Annotated in this window: 13 protein-coding genes; 10 read left to right on the top strand and 3 right to left on the bottom strand. The window is 64.4% G+C overall.

Annotation, left to right across the window (positions count from 1 at the left end):
* Positions 1-40 precede the first annotated feature (40 nt).
* From FGU64_RS14510 to FGU64_RS14500, 3 genes are read left to right on the top strand one after another with little or no spacing between them, the layout of a single operon-like run.
* A complete protein-coding gene (locus FGU64_RS14510) occupies positions 41-715 on the top strand; it encodes a DUF1028 domain-containing protein (RefSeq protein WP_136357500.1) in 675 nt (224 codons plus the stop codon).
* A gap of 29 nt (positions 716-744) precedes the next feature.
* Positions 745-2,235, top strand: coding sequence for an aldehyde dehydrogenase (locus FGU64_RS14505; protein WP_139953849.1), 1,491 nt, complete (start codon positions 745-747; stop codon positions 2,233-2,235).
* A gap of 50 nt (positions 2,236-2,285) precedes the next feature.
* The gene (locus FGU64_RS14500; RefSeq protein ID WP_139953848.1) at positions 2,286-3,221 is read left to right on the top strand and encodes a LysR family transcriptional regulator; all 936 of its coding nucleotides are present in this window, start codon (positions 2,286-2,288) and stop codon (positions 3,219-3,221) included.
* A gap of 121 nt (positions 3,222-3,342) precedes the next feature.
* On the opposite strand, the gene argE is transcribed toward FGU64_RS14500, so the two are convergent.
* On the bottom strand, positions 3,343-4,500 hold the full coding sequence (gene argE, locus FGU64_RS14495) for an acetylornithine deacetylase (protein ID WP_139953847.1): 1,158 nt from the start codon (positions 4,498-4,500) through the stop codon (positions 3,343-3,345).
* 257 nt (positions 4,501-4,757) lie between these two features.
* Here argE and FGU64_RS14490 point away from each other — a divergent pair, with 257 nt between their 5' ends.
* Positions 4,758-6,827 (top strand): FAD-dependent oxidoreductase, encoded by a 2,070-nt coding sequence (locus FGU64_RS14490; RefSeq protein ID WP_139953846.1) that lies wholly within the window; start codon positions 4,758-4,760, stop codon positions 6,825-6,827.
* Between the two features lie 62 nt (positions 6,828-6,889).
* Here the strand turns inward: FGU64_RS14490 and FGU64_RS14485 are convergent, their stop codons facing one another.
* Entirely contained in the window at positions 6,890-7,711 is an 822-nt protein-coding gene (locus tag FGU64_RS14485) for a pyruvate, water dikinase regulatory protein (protein ID WP_139953845.1), read from the bottom strand.
* 402 nt (positions 7,712-8,113) lie between these two features.
* Here FGU64_RS14485 and hemE point away from each other — a divergent pair, with 402 nt between their 5' ends.
* From hemE to rho, 3 genes are all read left to right on the top strand, one after another.
* Entirely contained in the window at positions 8,114-9,145 is a 1,032-nt protein-coding gene (gene hemE, locus FGU64_RS14480) for a uroporphyrinogen decarboxylase (RefSeq protein ID WP_139955390.1), read from the top strand.
* On the top strand, positions 9,142-9,681 hold the full coding sequence (gene hemJ / locus FGU64_RS14475) for a protoporphyrinogen oxidase HemJ (protein WP_139953844.1): 540 nt from the start codon (positions 9,142-9,144) through the stop codon (positions 9,679-9,681). The genes hemE and hemJ overlap by 4 nt, the downstream gene beginning before the upstream one ends.
* Positions 9,682-9,842: 161 nt before the next feature.
* Positions 9,843-11,108 carry a transcription termination factor Rho gene (rho, locus tag FGU64_RS14470; protein WP_139953843.1) on the top strand — a complete coding sequence of 422 codons (1,266 nt, stop codon included), beginning with the start codon at positions 9,843-9,845 and terminating at the stop codon, positions 11,106-11,108.
* Positions 11,109-11,204: 96 nt separating this feature from the next.
* On the opposite strand, the gene FGU64_RS14465 is transcribed toward rho, so the two are convergent.
* Positions 11,205-13,217, bottom strand: a complete 2,013-nt coding sequence (locus FGU64_RS14465) for a thioredoxin domain-containing protein (RefSeq protein WP_139953842.1) — start codon at positions 13,215-13,217, stop codon at positions 11,205-11,207.
* Between the two features lie 57 nt (positions 13,218-13,274).
* Here FGU64_RS14465 and mnmE point away from each other — a divergent pair, with 57 nt between their 5' ends.
* The 3 genes from mnmE (at position 13,275) to rsmG (ending at position 17,233) form a co-directional block, all read left to right on the top strand.
* Positions 13,275-14,594 (top strand): tRNA uridine-5-carboxymethylaminomethyl(34) synthesis GTPase MnmE, encoded by a 1,320-nt coding sequence (gene mnmE / locus FGU64_RS14460; protein ID WP_139953841.1) that lies wholly within the window; start codon positions 13,275-13,277, stop codon positions 14,592-14,594.
* A 135-nt stretch (positions 14,595-14,729) separates the two neighbouring features.
* Positions 14,730-16,601: a tRNA uridine-5-carboxymethylaminomethyl(34) synthesis enzyme MnmG gene (gene mnmG, locus FGU64_RS14455; RefSeq protein WP_139953840.1), complete on the top strand. Its 1,872-nt coding sequence runs from the start codon at positions 14,730-14,732 to the stop codon at positions 16,599-16,601.
* Positions 16,598-17,233: a 16S rRNA (guanine(527)-N(7))-methyltransferase RsmG gene (rsmG, locus tag FGU64_RS14450; RefSeq protein ID WP_139953839.1), complete on the top strand. Its 636-nt coding sequence runs from the start codon at positions 16,598-16,600 to the stop codon at positions 17,231-17,233. The genes mnmG and rsmG overlap by 4 nt, the downstream gene beginning before the upstream one ends.
* The last annotated feature ends 23 nt before the right edge of the window (positions 17,234-17,256 follow it).

Here is a 17,256-nt window from a genome sequence, read left to right as displayed (position 1 = left end):
CCCTTGAACGTTTCACAATGACACGGAAAGTCTCCACGCCATGACCTTCTCGATCGTCGCGCGCTGCGCCAAGACCGGCATGTTCGGTGTCGCCGTTTCCTCCTCCTCGCCGGCGGTTGCGGCGCGCTGCGCCTATGCGCAGGCGAAAGTCGGTGCCGTCGCCAGCCAGAACGTCACCGACCCGACGCTGGGGACGCGCGGGCTGGAGCTGATGGCGCGCGGCGCGTCCGCCACCGAGGCCGTCGCCATCCTGAAACGCACCGGCGCCTATCCCGAATACCGGCAGGTGCTGGCGGTCGACGCGAACGGCATCAGCGCCATTCATTCCGGCCCGAAGGCGCTCGGCACCTGGGCCGAGGCGCGGGCGGAAAACGTCGCCTGCGGCGGCAACCTGCTTGCCCATGACGGCGTGCCGCAAGCCATGGTCGAGGCGTTCCTCGCCTCCGAAGGCCATCTCGGCGACCGCATCGTCGCCACCATGCGTGCCGCGCTGAAGGCCGGCGGCGAGGCCGGGCCGGTGCGCTCGGCCGGCATGAAGCTGGTGCGGGATGTCGCCTGGCCGGTCGCCGACCTGCGCTGCGACTGGACCGAGGGCTGCCCGATCGAGGAACTGGCGACGATCTGGGAGATCTACAAGCCGCAGCTCGACGCCTATGTGACCCGCGCCCTCAATCCTTCCGACGCGCCGAGTTACGGCGTGCCGGGCGACGAATAGCCGACGACACCAAGCGAGCAGGAGCCGTCATGAGCGAACTCGGCCACAAGGACTGGATCGGCAAGGCGGCAACGATCCGCTTTCGCGACAAGGCCTTCATCGACGGCAAACCGGTCGCCGCGCGCTCGGGCCGCACCTTCGCCAGCATCAACCCGGCAACCGGCGAGATCCTGGCGGAAGTCGCCTCCTGTGGCGAGGAGGACATCGACCTTGCCGTCGCCGCGGCGCGGCGCAGCTTCGAAAGCGGCGTCTGGTCGCGCGCCGCGCCAGCGCACCGCAAGGAGGTGCTTCTGCGGCTCGCCAGGCTGCTGCGCGAAAACCTGCATGAGCTGGCGCTCCTGGAATCGCTCGACATGGGCAAGCTGGTCAACGACGCCGCCACCGTCGACGTGCCGGGCTCGGCGGCGATCTTCCAGTGGTACGCGGAGGCCATCGACAAGCTCTACGACGAGGTCGCCCCGACTGGCACCGGCAATCTTGCCCTTGTGCGCCGCGAGCCGCTCGGCGTCGTCGGTGCCGTAGTGCCGTGGAACTTCCCGCTCGACATGGCGACATGGAAATGCGCGCCGGCGCTCGCCGCCGGCAATTCGGTGGTGCTGAAGCCGGCCGAGCAGTCGCCCTTCTCGGCGCTCAGGCTGGCGGAACTCGCCATGGAGGCGGGGCTGCCAGCCGGCGTCCTCAACGTCGTGCCGGGCCTGGGCGAAACCGCCGGCCAAGCGCTCGGTCGCCATATGGACGTCGACTGCCTCGCCTTCACCGGCTCGACGGCGGTGGGCAAGATGTTCCTGCAATACTCCGGCCAGTCGAACATGAAGCAGGTCTGGCTGGAGACGGGCGGCAAGAGCCCCAACCTGGTCTTCGCCGATTGCAGCGATCTCGATGCGGCGGCCGACATGGCGGCCTTCGGCATCTTCTTCAACCAGGGCGAGGTCTGCTCGGCGAACTCGCGCCTGCTCGTGCAGCGGAGCGTCAAGGACGCGCTGGTCGACAAGCTGGTGCAGCGCGCCGCAAGCATGCAGCCCGGCGATCCTCTCGACCCGGCCTCGAAGATGGGGGCCATGGTCGACGCCGCCCACACCGCCAACGTCATGCGCTTCATCGAGGCCGGCCGGAAGACGGCGCGGCTGGTTGCCGGCGGCGAGCAAATCAGCGTCAACGGGCGCGGCAGCTTCGTGCAGCCGACCATCTTCGACGACGTCGCGCCCAACGACGTGCTGGCCCGCGACGAGATCTTCGGCCCGGTGCTTGCCGTCGTCGCCTTCGACGACGAGGACGAGGCCATCCGCATCGCCAACGACAGCGTCTACGGGCTGGCCGCATCCGTGTGGACGGACAGCCTGTCGCGCGCCCACCGCATCGCCGAGCGGCTGAGAGCCGGCACGGTTTCGGTCAACACCGTGGATGCCTTGAGCCCGATGACGCCTTTCGGCGGATTCAAGCAATCGGGCTTCGGCCGCGACCTGTCGCTGCACGCCTTCGACAAATACACGGCGCTGAAGACGACCTGGATCAAGTATTGACGGCCGCCACGGCTTGATTGCCGCCCCGCGAAGCGGCAAGAGTGCGGCTCATGCCGCTCCGTTTCACCCTCAGACAACTGGAATACTTCGTCGCCGTGGGCGAAGCCGGCTCCATCGCCAAGGCGGCCGAGCAGGTCAACGTCTCGCCGCCGTCCATCTCGGCCTCGATCGCGCAGCTGGAAACCGAGTTCGGCGTCCAGCTCTTCGTGCGCAAGCATTCGCACGGCCTGTCGCTGACGGCCGGCGGGCGGGTGTTCCTGAAGGAGGCGGCGCGGCTGCTCGCCGACGCCGAGGCGCTACACGACATCGCGGGCGACATCGCCGACAAGGTGCGCGGCCCGCTGGCCATCGGCTGCCTGCTGACCTTCGCGCAGATCGTCCTGCCGGCGCTGCGGCTGAAGTTCGAGCAGGCCTATCCGGACGTGCGCGTCAGGCAGCTGGAGCGCGACCAGGGCCAGTTGCTGCAGATGCTGCAGACCGGCGAGATCGACGCGGCACTGACCTACGACCTCGAATTGTCGCAGGATATCACCTTCGAACCGCTGATGGTGCTGCCCGCCTACGCCATGCTGCCCGCCAACCACCGCTTCGCCGGCAAGACGGTGCTGACCGCGGAGGAACTGGTAGACGAGCCGATGGTGCTGCTCGACCTGCCGTTCAGCCGCGAATACTTCCTCTCCACCTTCCAGCAGAAGGGGTTGCGGCCCAACATCGCCGAGCGCACCGGCGATATCGCGGTGATGCGCTCGATGGTGGCCAACGGCTTCGGTTACGGCATCGCCAATATGCGCCCGCTCAACACCATGTCGCCCGACGGCAAGCCGCTGGTGTTCGTGCCGATCAAGGGCGATATCCGACCCCTCACCATGGGCGTGCTCCTGCCCAATGCCGAGCACCGCACGCAAACCGTGCAGGCCTTCATCGACCATTGCCGCCGCTTCGTCGCCGAGCAGGGCGTGTTCGGCATCGAGCGCGTGGTGAGGTAGGCCAGCCGCCCTGCCCGCCCAAGCGCGTCGCGATCTTTCAGATTCGCTCCGTACGCTTTGGCTTCCCGAGTCTACGCATGTCTTCGTCCCGAAACCGGTTCCCACTTTCGGGAGACATGCTTCAGGCAATACCGGCGACGAGCCGCTCCAGGAGCTTGTCCAGCATGGCGTCGCAACGCTGCATCTGTTCCACGCTGACGAACTCGTCCGGCTTGTGGCCTTGCGCCATCGAGCCCGGCCCGCACACCACGGTCGGCGTGCCGACATCGCGACTGAACAGTCCGCCCTCGGTGCCGAAGGCGACCTTGATGGTGCCGTTCGCGCCGATGAGCGATTTCACGAAGGCGACGGCCTCGGAATTCGTCGGCGTGTCGAGACCCGGATAGGTGTTGAAGACCTCGATATCGATCGCCGCTTCTGGCGCGATGGAAGACGCCTCGGAGGCGATGCGCGCGGCTTCCTTCCTGATCCGTTCAAGGATCGCCTCGGCATTGTCGGCGGCGATGTTGCGGATCTCGAAATCGATCCGACACAGATTCGGAACGATGTTGAGCGCAACGCCGGCATTCATCCTGCCGACATGCACGGTGGTGTAGGGAACGTCGTAGTCGCCGTCGCGCGCGCCGTCGCGGGCCAGCCGGTCCTGCTCCTTGCGCAAGGCGGCGACGAAATCGCAGCCGAGGTGGATGGCGTTGAGAGCGAGCGGCGCCAGCGCCGAATGGCCTTCCCTCCCCCGACAGATCGCATGCGCGCCGATCTTGCCCTTGTGGCCGGTGGCGACCTGCATCGCCGTCGGTTCGCCGACGATGCACAAAGCCGGCTTTCGCGGCGCGGCGCGAAGCATCTCGACCAAGCTGCGCACGCCGATGCAGCCGATCTCCTCGTCATAGGAAAGCGCCAGATGCAGCGGCGTCTTCAGCTCCATCTTCGCGGCCTTGAGTGCCGCCGCGAGGGCGCTGGCGACGAAGCCCTTCATGTCGGCGGCGCCGCGCCCGTAGAGCTTGCCGTCGCGCGCGGTCATCTCGAACGGCGGCAGCGTCCAGTCCTGCCCGTCGACGGGAACGACGTCGGTGTGGCCGGACAGCATGACGCCGGCGCCACCCGCCGGTCCGATCGTGGCAAAGAGGTTCGCCTTGTGGCCATCCTCGCTGTGGATGATCTGCGATGCGATGCCATGGGCCTCGAGCAGGCCGGCCACGTAGGAGATCAGGTCGAGGTTGGAGTCCCGGCTCACCGTCGGGAAGGCGATGAGCCTTTCAAGGATTTCGATGCTGTCCATGCTCGCGACCTCTTTGTTCCGGTCATGTCTAGCATCCTGCCACGGCGATCCGAAACTCGCTTTTGACGACGCGCGGCATCGCCGCGTCTTAATCCACACCGCCGGTGACACCCATTAGGACCCTCCTAATCGATGCAGAAGAAAACTTTTGTTTCCCGCCCCGTCGCGCGATCTAAGAGTGATGGCGCCATCCGGCTTCACGTCCGCGGCCACGGCTTCGCCGTGCCGGACCCGCCGCGACAGCAGGAGGAGTTTCCATGCGCGACGCACGCTACGATATCCTGTTCGAGCCGATGAAGATCGGCCCGCATGTCGCGAAGAACCGGTTCTACCAGGTGCCGCACTGCAATGGCGGCGGCTATCGCGATCCTTCCGCGGCAGCGGCCATGCGCGGCATCAAGTCCGAGGGCGGCTGGGGTGTCATCTTCACCGAGCAGACCGAGATGCACCACACCTCGGAGATCACGCCCTTCATCGAGCTGCGCCTGTGGGAGGACCAGGATATCCCCGGCCTTCGCCGCATGTCCGACGCCATGAAGGTGCATGGCGCGCTCGCCGGCATCCAGCTCGCCTATTCCGGCATCAACGGCCCGAATTTCTATACCAAGGAAGTGCCGCTGGCCCCCTCCGCCCTGCCGATCCGCACCTTCACCAACGATCCGGTGCAGGCGCGCGCGCTCGACCTCACCGACATCAAAAATCTCCGCCGCTGGTTCGTCAACGCGGCGAAACGCTCGAAGATCGCCGGCTTCGACCTGATCTGCCTCTACGGCGCCCACGGCTTCGGCATCTTCCAGCACTTTTTGTCGCGCGCCACCAACCAGCGCACCGACGAATACGGCGGCAGTCTGGAAAACCGCTCGCGCTTTGCCCGCGAGGTGGTGGCCGATATCCGCGAAGCCGTCGGCGACACGACCGCGATCACCATGCGCGTCAGCCTCGACGAGACGATCGGCGAACTCGGCTTTTCCAACGCCGAGGTCCGCGAGTTCGTCGCAATGAACGCCGACCTTCCGGACCTTTGGGATCTCGCCCACGGCGCCTGGGAGGATTGCTCCGGCCCCTCGCGCTTCAAGGAAGAGGCTGCGCAGGAGCTGCTAGTCAAGGGCATCCGCGAACTGTCGTCAAAGCCGGTCGTCGGCGTCGGCCGTTTCACCTCGCCGGACGTCATGGTCCGGATGATCAAATCCGGCACGCTCGACTTCATCGGCTGCGCCCGGCCCTCGATCGCCGATCCGTTCCTGCCGAAGAAGGTCGAGGAAGGCCGTATCGAGGACATCCGCGAGTGCATCGGTTGCAACATGTGCATCACCGGCGACATGACCATGTCGATCTCGCGCTGCACGCAGAACCCGACCTTCATGGAGGAATGGCGCAAGGGCTGGCACCCCGAACGCATGCAGGCCAAGGGCGACAGCGAAAGCGTGCTGATCGTCGGCGCCGGTCCGGCCGGGTTGGAAGCGGCGCGCGCGCTCGGCCTGCGCGGCTACCAGGTGGCGCTGGCCGAAGCCGGCGCCGAGCTCGGCGGACGCGTGGCGCGCGAATGCAGGCTGCCCGGCCTTTCGGCCTGGGGCCGCGTGCGCGACTACCGCCAGTTTCAGATCGGCAAGATGGCGAATGTCGACGTCTATTTCGACAGCCGGCTCACCGCCGACGACATCCTCGCCTTCGGCTTCCAGAACGTGGCGATTGCCACAGGCTCGACATGGCGACGCGACGGCGTTGCACGCGCCCATGTCGTGCCGATGCCGATCGACCCCGCCATGCCTGTCTACACCCCCGACGACCTGATGGACGGCAAGGTGCCTTCCGGCGACGTCGTGCTGTTCGACGACGACCATTACTATATGGGCGGCGTGCTGGCGGAACTGATGGCGCGGCAGGGTGCGAAGGTCACGCTGGTGACGCCTTCCGCCTATGTCTCGGACTGGACCCGCAACACGCTGGAACAGGGCGCCATCCATCGCAGGCTGGCCGAACTGGGCGTCGAGATCGTGCTGAACCGCTCCGTGACGCGGATCGCCGGCGGCGGCGTCAAGACGGCCTGCGTCTATACCGGCACCGAACGGGAGATGGATGCCGATGCGGTGGTGCTGGTGGCCTCGCGCCAACAGAACGACGCGTTGTGGCAGGAGCTGAAGGGCCGCCGCGGCGAATGGGCCGACAACGGCATCCGCACGATCAGGGTGATCGGCGATGCCGAGGCGCCCGGACCCATCGCCTGGGCCACCTATGCCGGCCACCGCTTCGCGCGCGAGCTGGACGAACCGGACATCGGCGACGCCCTGCCGTTCAGGCGGGAAGTGACGGCATTGGCGGCGGAATAGATTCTTTCCTCACAAGTCCGGACGGAAACCGGTTCCCACTTTTCCTGGAATTGCTCCGGCCGCTACCGCCCCTTGCTGCGCAGTCCCAGGATCGCGGCCGCCGTCTCCTCGATCGAGCGGCGGCTGACGTCGATCAGCGGCCAGCCATGGCGGCTGCAAAGCTGGCGGGCATAGGCGAGTTCTTCCGCAATCGTGGCGCGATCGACATAGGTCGCCGAATCGTAGCCCGGCGTGGTGCCGAGCAAGCGGTTCTGGCGCACATGCGAGATGCGTTCGGCGGTGGCGACGAGGCCGACAACCAGCGGGCCTTTCAGCTCGATCAGGCTTTGCGGCACCGGCACGCCGAGCACGATGGGGATGTTGGCGGTCTTGATGCCACGATTCGCGAGGTAGATGCTGGTCGGCGTCTTCGACGTGCGTGAGATGCCGATCAGCACGATGTCGGCCTCGTCGAGATCGTGCTGGAGCTGGCCGTCGTCGTGCTCCATCGTGAAGTTCAGCGCATCGATACGGCGGAAATAGTCGGCGTCGAGCACATGCTGGGCGCCGACGCGGCGGCCGGCCGGCGTGCCGAGATAGGACTGGAAGACCGTCAGCACCGGCTCCAGCACCGAAACGCAGGGCAGGCCCATGGCCGCGCAGCGCTCGTCGATGCGATGCGCCAAGGCCTGGTCGACCACCGTGTAGAGGACGATGCCCGGTTCCTCCTCGATATCCTCGAACACCTTCATCAACTGCTTGTCCGTGCGGATCAGCGGATAGATGTGCTCGATGGCGCGCGCATCCTTGTACTGCGCCGACGCGGCGCGGCCGGCGGCCAGCAGAGTCTCGCCGGTCGCATCCGAAATCAGGTGCAGATGGAAGAAGCTTTGCGGTTTGTTCACGATCTTCTTTGCACCCTGTGGGCCGGTGTGGACAAAGCGGGAGAGCCGGACGGCCGCCGCCAAGGCGACTGTATCAGAAGCCGATTTGTCCACAATCGAGGCCGGATCGGTATCCTCCGGCTGGGTGGGGACAAGTTCGGGGACGAGCCGAACCGTTCCTGCACTATCCACAGGCCACAGCCTATGGAGGCGAGCTCAAGGCTTTGTATTTTCTTTGTGATTCCTGGCCATCCACCGTCTTTTCCCGAAGGCGAAATACTGGTCGCGACACTATGGCGACTGGACTTTAAGGCGCCGGAACTGGACAGCTGCGCATTCCCGATTCAAACAGACTCTTAGAATCAGAAGATTCCTTAAAATCTCTTTTCTTTGATTTAAGGACACCTTGTGAAAGCGAGCGCGATGGCACCGGAACGGACAGTGCTGAGGGTGCTGAAGGGCGAAACGGTGTTTCCGCCGCCGCTCTGGATGATGCGGCAGGCCGGCCGTTATCTTCCCGAGTATCGCGAGACCCGCAGGCGCGCGGGATCGTTCCTCGATCTCTGCTACGATCCGGATCTGGCCGTCGAGGTGACCCTGCAGCCGATCGAGCGCTTCGGCTTCGACGTGTCCATCCTGTTTTCCGATATCCTTGTCGTGCCGCATGCGCTGGGCCGGATGCTGCGCTTCGAGGAAGGCCGCGGCCCGCAGATGACGCCGATAACGGCACGCGAGATCGACGCGTTGGAGACGGAAGCGTTTCACGTGAATCTGGCACCGGTCTATGAAACGGTCCGGCGGCTGCGGCGGAAATTGCCGGCCGAGACGACGCTGATCGGCTTCTGCGGGGCGCCTTGGACGGTGGCGACCTACATGATCGCCGGCCACGGCACGCCGGACCAGGCGCCGGCGAGGCTGTTCGCCTATCGGGAGCCGGAAGCCTTTCGCAAGTTGCTCGGACTGCTTGCGGCGCAATCGGCAGACTATCTGATCCGGCAGATCGAGGCGGGCGCCGATGCGGTGCAGATCTTCGATTCATGGGCGGGGGTGCTGGACGAGGCTTCGTTCGAGGCCTTCTGCGTGGAACCGGTCAGGGAGATCGTGGCGCGGGTGAAGGCGGCGCATCCCGATGTGCCGGTGATCGGCTTCCCGAAGGGCGCCGGCGCCGGTTATGCCTCCTATCGTCAAAAGACCGGCGTAGACGGGTTGGGGCTCGACTGGACCGTTCCGTTGACGGCGGCGCAGGCCTTGCAGCGCGAAGGCGCAGTGCAGGGCAATCTCGATCCGTTGCGGCTGGTGGCCGGCGGGCGGGCGCTCGAAGACGGGGTGGATGCCATCCTGAAGGCGCTCGGCAATGGTCCGCTGATCTTCAATCTCGGTCACGGGATCGTGCCGGAGACGCCGATCGCCCATGTTGAGACGATGGTAAGGCAGGTGCGGAGCGCGGTGCGATGACGAGCGGCAGCGGAACGGCGGACAGCGGAGCGACCGCGCTGAAGCGGGCGGCGATTGCCATCGTCATCTTCCTCGTCCTGGCAGGGCTGCTCTTCCTGTTCGGCCCGGACGATTTCTATCCCTGGGCCAAGGCGATCCATGTCATAGCCGTCATTTCCTGGATGGCCGGCATGCTCTATTTGCCACGGCTGTTCGTCTACCACGCCGAGGCCGAGAAGGGCTCGGTGCAGTCCGAGACGTTCAAGGTGATGGAACGGCGCCTGCTGCGCGGCATCATCAATCCGGCCATGGTGGTTGCCTGGGCGTTTGGCCTGTGGCTCGCCTGGAAGGGACACTGGTTCTCCGACGGCTGGCTGCATGCCAAGCTTGCCGCCGTCATCGCGCTGTCGGCCGTGCATGGCTATCTGTCGGCGGCGGTGCGGAAATTTTCGCAGGATCGCAACGAAAAGCCGGCGCGGCACTGGCGGATCGTCAACGAAATCCCCACATTGCTGATGATCGTCATCGTCATCCTGGTAATCGTGAAGCCGTTCTGAGCGCCGCGACCCTGATGAAAAGCCCGCTTGCTCTTTGCCGGGGCGAGCGATAAAAGACGGGTCTTCCTCCCGCCATGCGCCCGCCTTTGTCTGCTTGCGGCCGCGTCGGCAATCGTCGCATTCCGCCGATCTTTCTCCCATCGCCTATTCAGAGTCCGCCTATGCAGGAAATGAAACTCGCAGAGTTCAAGAACAAGAAGCCGCCGGAGCTGATCGCTTACGCCGAATCGCTCGAGGTCGAAAACGCCAGCGTCATGCGCAAGCAGGAGCTGATGTTCGCGATCCTGAAGAAACTGGCGGCGCAGGACGTCGAGATCATCGGCGACGGCGTGGTGGAAGTGCTGCAGGACGGCTTCGGCTTCCTGCGCTCGGCCAATGCGAACTATCTGCCGGGTCCGGACGACATCTACATTTCGCCCTCACAGATCCGCCGCTTCTCGCTGAAGACCGGCGATACGGTGGAAGGACCGATCCGCAGCCCGAAAGAAGGCGAACGCTATTTCGCGCTGCTCAAGGTCAACACCATCAATTTCGACGATCCCGAGAAGATCCGCCACAAGATCCACTTCGACAACCTGACGCCGCTCTACCCGACGGAGCGGCTGAAGATGGAAACGGAAGTGCCGGCTGGCAAAGATATTTCGCCGCGCGTTATCGACCTGGTGGCGCCGATCGGTAAGGGGCAGCGCGCGCTGATCAACGCGCAGCCGCGCACCGGCAAGACGGTGCTGATGCAGAACATCGCGCACTCGATCACGACGAACCATCCGGAATGCTATCTGATCGTGCTTTTGATCGACGAGCGGCCGGAGGAAGTCACCGACATGCAGCGCTCGGTCAAGGGCGAGGTGATTTCCTCGACCTTCGACGAGCCGGCGGCGCGCCACGTGCAGGTCGCTGAAATGGTGATCGAGAAGGCCAAGCGCCTGGTCGAGCACGGCCGCGACGTGGTCATCCTGCTCGATTCGATCACGCGCCTCGGCCGCGCCTACAACACCGTCGTCCCCTCCTCCGGCAAGGTGCTGACCGGCGGTGTCGACGCCAATGCGCTGCAGCGGCCGAAGCGCTTCTTCGGCGCGGCGCGCAACATCGAGGAAGGCGGCTCGCTCACCATCATCGCCACCGCGCTGATCGACACCGGCAGCCGCATGGACGAAGTGATCTTCGAGGAGTTCAAGGGCACCGGCAACTGCGAGATCCAGCTCGACCGCAAGGTGGCGGACAAGCGCATCTATCCGGCCATGGACATCCTCAAGTCCGGCACGCGCAAGGAAGACCTGCTCGTTCCCCGCGCGGACCTGCAGAAGATCTTCGTCCTGCGCCGCATCCTGGCGCCGATGGGCACGACCGATGCGATCGAGTTCCTCATCGACAAGCTCAAGCAGACCAAGACGAATGCGGATTTCTTCGATTCGATGAACACCTGAACCGCGCCGCGAGGCACGGCATCTCGGAATGAAGAACGGCCGCGCAAGCGGCCGTTTCTGTTTTGGTTCCTGATGCGTGGGTCGAGATGTTGGACGTCACCGGCGGCGCAGGAGGTCGTTCAGTTCGCCCGGATCGGTGACCGGCGGCAGGCAAACCTGTCCGGTGCACAGATAAGCGCCGGGTCTGTCCACGGGCGGCAGCATGTTTCCCGGCAGAATCGGTCGATTCGCCTCCGTTCCAACTGCAAGCAGGATATCGACGCGGCGCGGATCCGGATTCCGATTCGCCACCGGAACGAGCCTTGGTGCTTCTGGTGTATCGATCACGACGAGTTTCATCGGTTCGATCGCCATGGCGCAGGCGTTGACGATGCCGGCCTGGCCATAGGCCTGTCTGGCGATGCGGCCCGCCGCATGTTCGGCGATCAGATAGGCTTGCTCGGCCAAAGCGGCGTCGCCGGTCAGGCTGGCGTAGCGGACTTGCGCTTCGATGATCTGCGCCGTCGCCGACGGGATCGCGTCGTCGACGTCGCCGCGAACGCGAAGCGGTACATCCATGCTGTCTGAGGCTGTCAGATAATACCCTGTACCCTCCTCGTCGCGGTACCAGGCATCGAGCTGTTCGAGCAGTGCACCTGCCGCTGCGACGTAGTCCTGCTCGAGGGTTGCCTCGAATAGTGCGATGGCGGCGTTGGCCATGGCGGCGTAGTCGCTGGAGAGGGCGGGATACAATCGCGCCGGACCCAGGATGGAATGCGGTAGCCGATCTTGCGCGCGCGCAGCGAGGATGTGGGCAAATGCCGCTTGCGCCGCTTCGATCCAGTCCGGCCGATCGAGACTGCGGCCGCACTCGGCAAGGGCGACGATGGCGAGCCCGTTCCAGTCGGCCAGGATCTTGTCGTCGCGACCCGGCCTGGCACGGGGTTGGCGCGCCGAGAGCAGCGCGCTTTTCAACGTCCGGACGCGCTCTGGCTCTTGAAGGCTGCGCTCGCGCTGGTCGACGGTCTGGAAGATGATGGGATTGCCTTCCCAGCCAGGCGGGCTGGCGAGCGAGAAGAATCGGTCGAAATCGGCCGGGTCGACTGTCGCGGCGACCTCCATCCGCGTCCAGGTGTAGAAAAGCCCTTCTTCTCCATCGCTGTCGGCGTCCAGGCTGGCGGCGAAGGCACCGTCATCGGTTCGCATTTCGCGCAAGAGCCAATCGATGGTTTCCTCGATTCGGGTCCGGAACAGTTTCTTTCCGGTCGCGGCATAGGCCCAGTTGCACAGGCGCAGCAGCTGTGCGTTGTCGTAGAGCATTTTCTCGAAATGCGGCACCAGCCATTCGGCGTCGGTCGAGTATCGGCTGAGCCCGCCGCCAATATGGTCGTATATGCCGCCGGAAAGCATGGCTTCCAGGCTGATCAGGACGGCGTCGCGATGCTGGTGGTTGCCGGAAGCTAACCACGACAACCAAAGCGTGTGAATGAAGGGCGCATTCGGGAATTTCGGCGCGCCGCGCAAGCCGCCACGTTCGCCATCCATCATGCCGCCTATGCCCTCGGCCAAAGCGATGAGGCTTCCGGAACCGAGTTGCGTCTTGCCGGCGTTTGCCGATAGCTGGGCATCGACATGCGCGATCAGCGCGTCGGCGCTTTGGGTAAGGCTTTCGGCCTTGTCCCGCCATGCCTTGTCGACCGCTTCCAGCACCTGGATGAAGCCCGGCCGGCCGTAGCGCGGTTCGCGCGGGAAGTAGGTTCCGCCCCAGAATGGCTTGCCTTGCGGGGTCAGGAACATGGTGAGCGGCCAGCCGCCCTGCTCTCCCATGGCGGCAAGCGCGGCCATGTAGATCTGGTCGATGTCCGGCCGTTCCTCCCGGTCGACCTTGATATTGACGAACAGCCGGTTCATGACGTCAGCAACTTCGGCGTTCTCGAAGCTTTCGTGCGCCATGACGTGGCACCAGTGGCACGCGGCATAGCCGATCGAAACGAGAACGGGCTTGCCGGTCGCCTCTGCTTCGGCGAGGGCTTGCCGCGACCAGGGCCGCCAATGCACGGGGTTGTCGGCATGCTGGCGCAGGTAGGGGCTCGCCTCGCGGGCCAGCAGGTTTTCCGGAGGCAGGGGCATGAGTGATATTTATCTCCGCTGGGAACTGAACGTAGGGCGGACCAGCCGGGCAGGCAAATGATCTTCTCTGGTTCCATAGTCGCATTGTCGAGCGGCCGCTTGCCGGCGGGCGTCGCGGTCGTCCGCGTTTCCGGTCCCGAAACTCGATTCGTTATCGAAACGATTGCTGGAATCCTTCCTGAACCGCGCGTCGCCGTCTTTCGCCGGTTGCGTGATGCCGACGGTGGCACTATCGATCATGGGATTGTCCTTTTCTTCCCCGGACCCAACAGTTTTACCGGCGAGGATGTAGCGGAATTCCAGGTTCACGGTGGCAAGGCGTCTGTTTCCGCTCTGCTTGATCGGTTGACGGCATTTGAGGGGGTCCGCCATGCGGAGGCCGGCGAATTCACCCGGCGCGCCTTTCTGAACGGAAAGCTCGATCTTCCGCAAACCGAGGCGCTTGCCGACCTCATCAATGCCGAGACGGAAGCGCAGCGGCGTTTCGCGGTGGGCAATGCCGATGGCGCACAGGGTCGCCTTTACCAGAGCTGGCGCAAGCGGCTCATTCACGCGCGCGCGATGATCGAAGCGGAGATCGATTTCGCCGACGAAGACGATGTGCCCGGTTCGGTCGCCGATGCGGTCATGGCGGATATTGGCATCCTGACTGGTGAGATCGGATCGCATATCGAGGGGTTTCGGGCTGCCGAGATCATCCGCGACGGCTTCGAGGTCGTGATTCTAGGCCCACCCAATGCCGGCAAATCCAGCCTTCTCAACGCATTGGCCCGGCGTGACGTGGCGATTGTCACGGACGAACCCGGCACGACGCGCGACCTGCTGGAGGTTTCGCTCGACCTGAACGGACTTTATGTACGCATTGTCGATACCGCAGGATTGCGGGAAGCCGCAGGCGCGGTCGAAGCGATCGGTATCGAAAGGGCGAAAACCCGCGCCCGCGATGCGCATCTGGTGCTGTTGCTGCATGATATGGCCGGGGCCGATCAGATCGATCCAGCAGGGGTTGGATCCGTGCCAGTCCTGCACATCGGGACAAAAGCGGACCTCGAACCCTCAGGCCGGGACAAGCCCTACGAACTCGTCCTATCGGCTAGAACCGGCGCCGGCCTGACCGAGCTGACGGATGAGATCGCGCGCCGCGCGAAAGCTCAGGTCGAAAGCGCCGGAGACATCCTTCCGTCGCGCCTCAGGCATGTCGAATTGCTCAGGGATACGCTTGGGTTTCTACGCCAGGCGGTGGAGCGATATGAGGAACGCGATGTGCAGGCCGAGATGCTGCGCCTGGCCACGGATCGGTTGGGCCGGATTGTTGGGGCGGTCGACGTGGAAGATCTTCTTGACGTGATTTTCGGGCAGTTCTGCATCGGCAAGTGATTCACGTGAAACAGCGTTGCGCTATTGAGCGATGATTCACGTGAAACATCGCGGTCGAGATTGTTTCACGTGAAACGGCTGGCTTGACAGGAGCGTGGCCGACGCCCAAGTGTCGCGCCCAAGGATGGAAGGACCATGACCAGAAACTACGACGTCGTCGTCATCGGTGGCGGGCATGCCGGTTGCGAGGCCGCGAGCGCGGCAGCGCGTTCCGGCGCGCGGACGGCGTTGGTGACGCTGCGCTTCGATACGATCGGCGTGATGAGCTGCAACCCTGCGATCGGTGGTCTTGGGAAAGGCCATCTGGTGCGGGAGATCGATGCCATGGACGGGCTGATGGGCCGGGTGGCGGATGCCGCCGGAATCCAGTTTCGCTTGCTGAACCGACGGAAGGGGCCGGCTGTGCGCGGCCCGCGTGCCCAGGCGGATCGCAAGCTGTACCGTGTGGCAATGCAGGCTGCCATTCAAGAACAGGAAGGCCTTGAGGTTATAGAGGGCGAGGCGGTCGATTTCGAGATCATTGGCGGACAGGTCGCAGCGGTCATGCTGGCCGACGGTCGGAGGCTGTCTTGCGGCGCCGTCGTGCTCACCACCGGGACATTCCTGCGCGGGCTGATCCACATAGGGGAGCGCAAGATCGTTGCCGGGCGGATGAACGAACAGGCCTCCGAAGGCTTGTCGGCAACGTTGGCCGGGGCCGGCTTTCGGCTGGGCCGTCTGAAGACCGGCACGCCCCCTCGCCTCGACGGCCGCACCATCGACTGGGCCTCGCTCGACATGCAGCTGGGGGATGACGAGCCCGTACCTTTCTCCCTGCTGACGGACCGGATCACGACCCCGCAGGTCGAATGCGGGATAACGCGGACGACGTCTGATACCCACGCAGTCATCCGCGCCAATCTCGGCCGGTCGGCGATGTATTCGGGGTCTATCGAAGGCATCGGTCCGCGCTATTGTCCGTCGATCGAGGACAAGATCGTCAAGTTCGGCGATCGCGAAGGCCATCAGGTGTTCCTGGAGCCTGAGGGCCTCGACGATCACACCATCTATCCGAACGGCATCTCCACATCGCTTCCGCAGGACGTGCAGCTCGAATTGCTCAAGACCATACCGGGGCTCGAGCGGGCCGTCATGCTGCAGCCAGGCTATGCCATCGAGTACGACCACATTGATCCGCGCGAGCTGGAACCGACGCTGGAGACTGCGAAAGTCCGGGGATTGTTTCTGGCTGGCCAGATCAACGGCACCACCGGCTATGAGGAAGCTGCCGCGCAGGGTTTGCTCGCCGGCCTCAACGCGGCAAACTCCGCGTCCCGGTCGGAACCGGTCCTGATCGGCCGCGGCGAAGCTTACATCGGGGTGATGATCGACGACCTTATAAGCCGTGGCATCAAGGAGCCCTATCGAATGTTTACGTCGCGGGCAGAGTTCAGGCTGTCTCTGCGCGCCGACAATGCGGACGAACGGTTGACGCCGAAGGCGATCGCGCTGGGTATTGTCTCAAGCGAACGGGCGAGACGTTACGGCGAAGGGAAGGCGCGGATCGATGAGGCGCGGTCGCTGGCGCTGTCCTTGCAGTTGACGCCCAATGAAGCGGCGCGCCACGGACTGGAAATTAACCAGGATGGCGTGCGTCGTTCCGGTTACGATCTGCTTACGCGGCCCGGTGTGGACGTCGCCTGGCTTGCCGGCGTCGATCCTGCCTTCGCAAAGATCGATGCCAAGACGGCGGAAGCTCTTGAAACAGAAGCGAAATATTCCGTCTATCTGGAGCGTCAGAAGGCCGACGTCGCGCAATTGCAGCAGGAAGAGGCGCGTGCCATCCCGACCTCACTGGATTTTTCGACCGTGCCCGGCCTATCCAACGAATTGCGACAGAAGATGCGCGAGCGGCGCCCGCGCTCGGTGGCGGACGCGCAACGCATGGAGGGCATGACGCCGGCGGCGCTGGCGCTCATCGTCGCGCATGTGCGCGCCAGTGAACTGGCCGATAGGGGCGCGGCGTGAGCCTGCAGTCTCTTGAAGGGCTGCAAAGGGTCGCTGGTCCCGTTTCACGTGAAACATTCGACCGCTTTGTCGAATTCGAAGCGCTTTTTCGCAAATGGAACCAGCGCATCAATCTTGCCGCTCGATCCTCCGAATCGGATCTCTGGTCGCGGCATATCCTCGACAGTGCGCAGCTGGCGGTATTGCGGCCGCAAGCGCAGCGATGGCTGGATCTTGGCTCCGGTGGCGGCTTTCCCGGTCTGATTGTCGCGCTCATTGAAAAGGAACGCGGCGGCTTCGTCGAACTGGTTGAAAGCAATCGGAAGAAAGCGGGGTTTCTGCAGGCCGCGATCAGCCATTTCGCCCTGCCCGCGCGCGTTGTCCCGCTTCGAATCGAGGACGCCCCGGCTGCGGTGACCCAGCCGCAGGTGGTCACAGCACGCGCGCTGGCTTCCCTTGATGTCCTACTGGACCTTGCTTCACCGTGGCTTTCGGCAGGCGCCACGGCCCTGTTCCACAAAGGCCGGGATTACCGGCGCGAGATCGAAGAAAGCGTTCACCGCTGGTCCTTCGATCTGTTACAACATCCGAGTCTGATCGATCCGGACGGCGTTATCCTCGAGATATCCAATCTTCACCGGGTCGAGTCCTGATATATGCAGTTCTGATATATGAT

The organism is Mesorhizobium sp. 8, assembly GCF_006351905.1.
Lineage (GTDB): Bacteria > Pseudomonadota > Alphaproteobacteria > Rhizobiales > Rhizobiaceae > Mesorhizobium > Mesorhizobium composti.
Note: the sequence above shows the minus strand (reverse complement) of the source record. Positions and strands in the feature narration are given on the sequence as shown.

Coding starts and splice junctions, on each gene's coding strand:
- FGU64_RS14505 (WP_139953849.1), top strand. CDS start 745: ATGAGCGAACTCGGCCACAAGGACTGGATCGGCAAGGCGGCAACGATC.
- FGU64_RS14465 (WP_139953842.1), bottom strand. CDS start 13,217: ATGCCCCTGCCTCCGGAAAACCTGCTGGCCCGCGAGGCGAGCCCCTAC.
- mnmG (WP_139953840.1), top strand. CDS start 14,730: ATGACCAGAAACTACGACGTCGTCGTCATCGGTGGCGGGCATGCCGGT.
- hemE (WP_139955390.1), top strand. CDS start 8,114: ATGGCACCGGAACGGACAGTGCTGAGGGTGCTGAAGGGCGAAACGGTG.
- FGU64_RS14490 (WP_139953846.1), top strand. CDS start 4,758: ATGCGCGACGCACGCTACGATATCCTGTTCGAGCCGATGAAGATCGGC.
- mnmE (WP_139953841.1), top strand. CDS start 13,275: ATGATCTTCTCTGGTTCCATAGTCGCATTGTCGAGCGGCCGCTTGCCG.
- rho (WP_139953843.1), top strand. CDS start 9,843: ATGCAGGAAATGAAACTCGCAGAGTTCAAGAACAAGAAGCCGCCGGAG.
- hemJ (WP_139953844.1), top strand. CDS start 9,142: ATGACGAGCGGCAGCGGAACGGCGGACAGCGGAGCGACCGCGCTGAAG.
- argE (WP_139953847.1), bottom strand. CDS start 4,500: ATGGACAGCATCGAAATCCTTGAAAGGCTCATCGCCTTCCCGACGGTG.
- FGU64_RS14500 (WP_139953848.1), top strand. CDS start 2,286: ATGCCGCTCCGTTTCACCCTCAGACAACTGGAATACTTCGTCGCCGTG.
- FGU64_RS14510 (WP_136357500.1), top strand. CDS start 41: ATGACCTTCTCGATCGTCGCGCGCTGCGCCAAGACCGGCATGTTCGGT.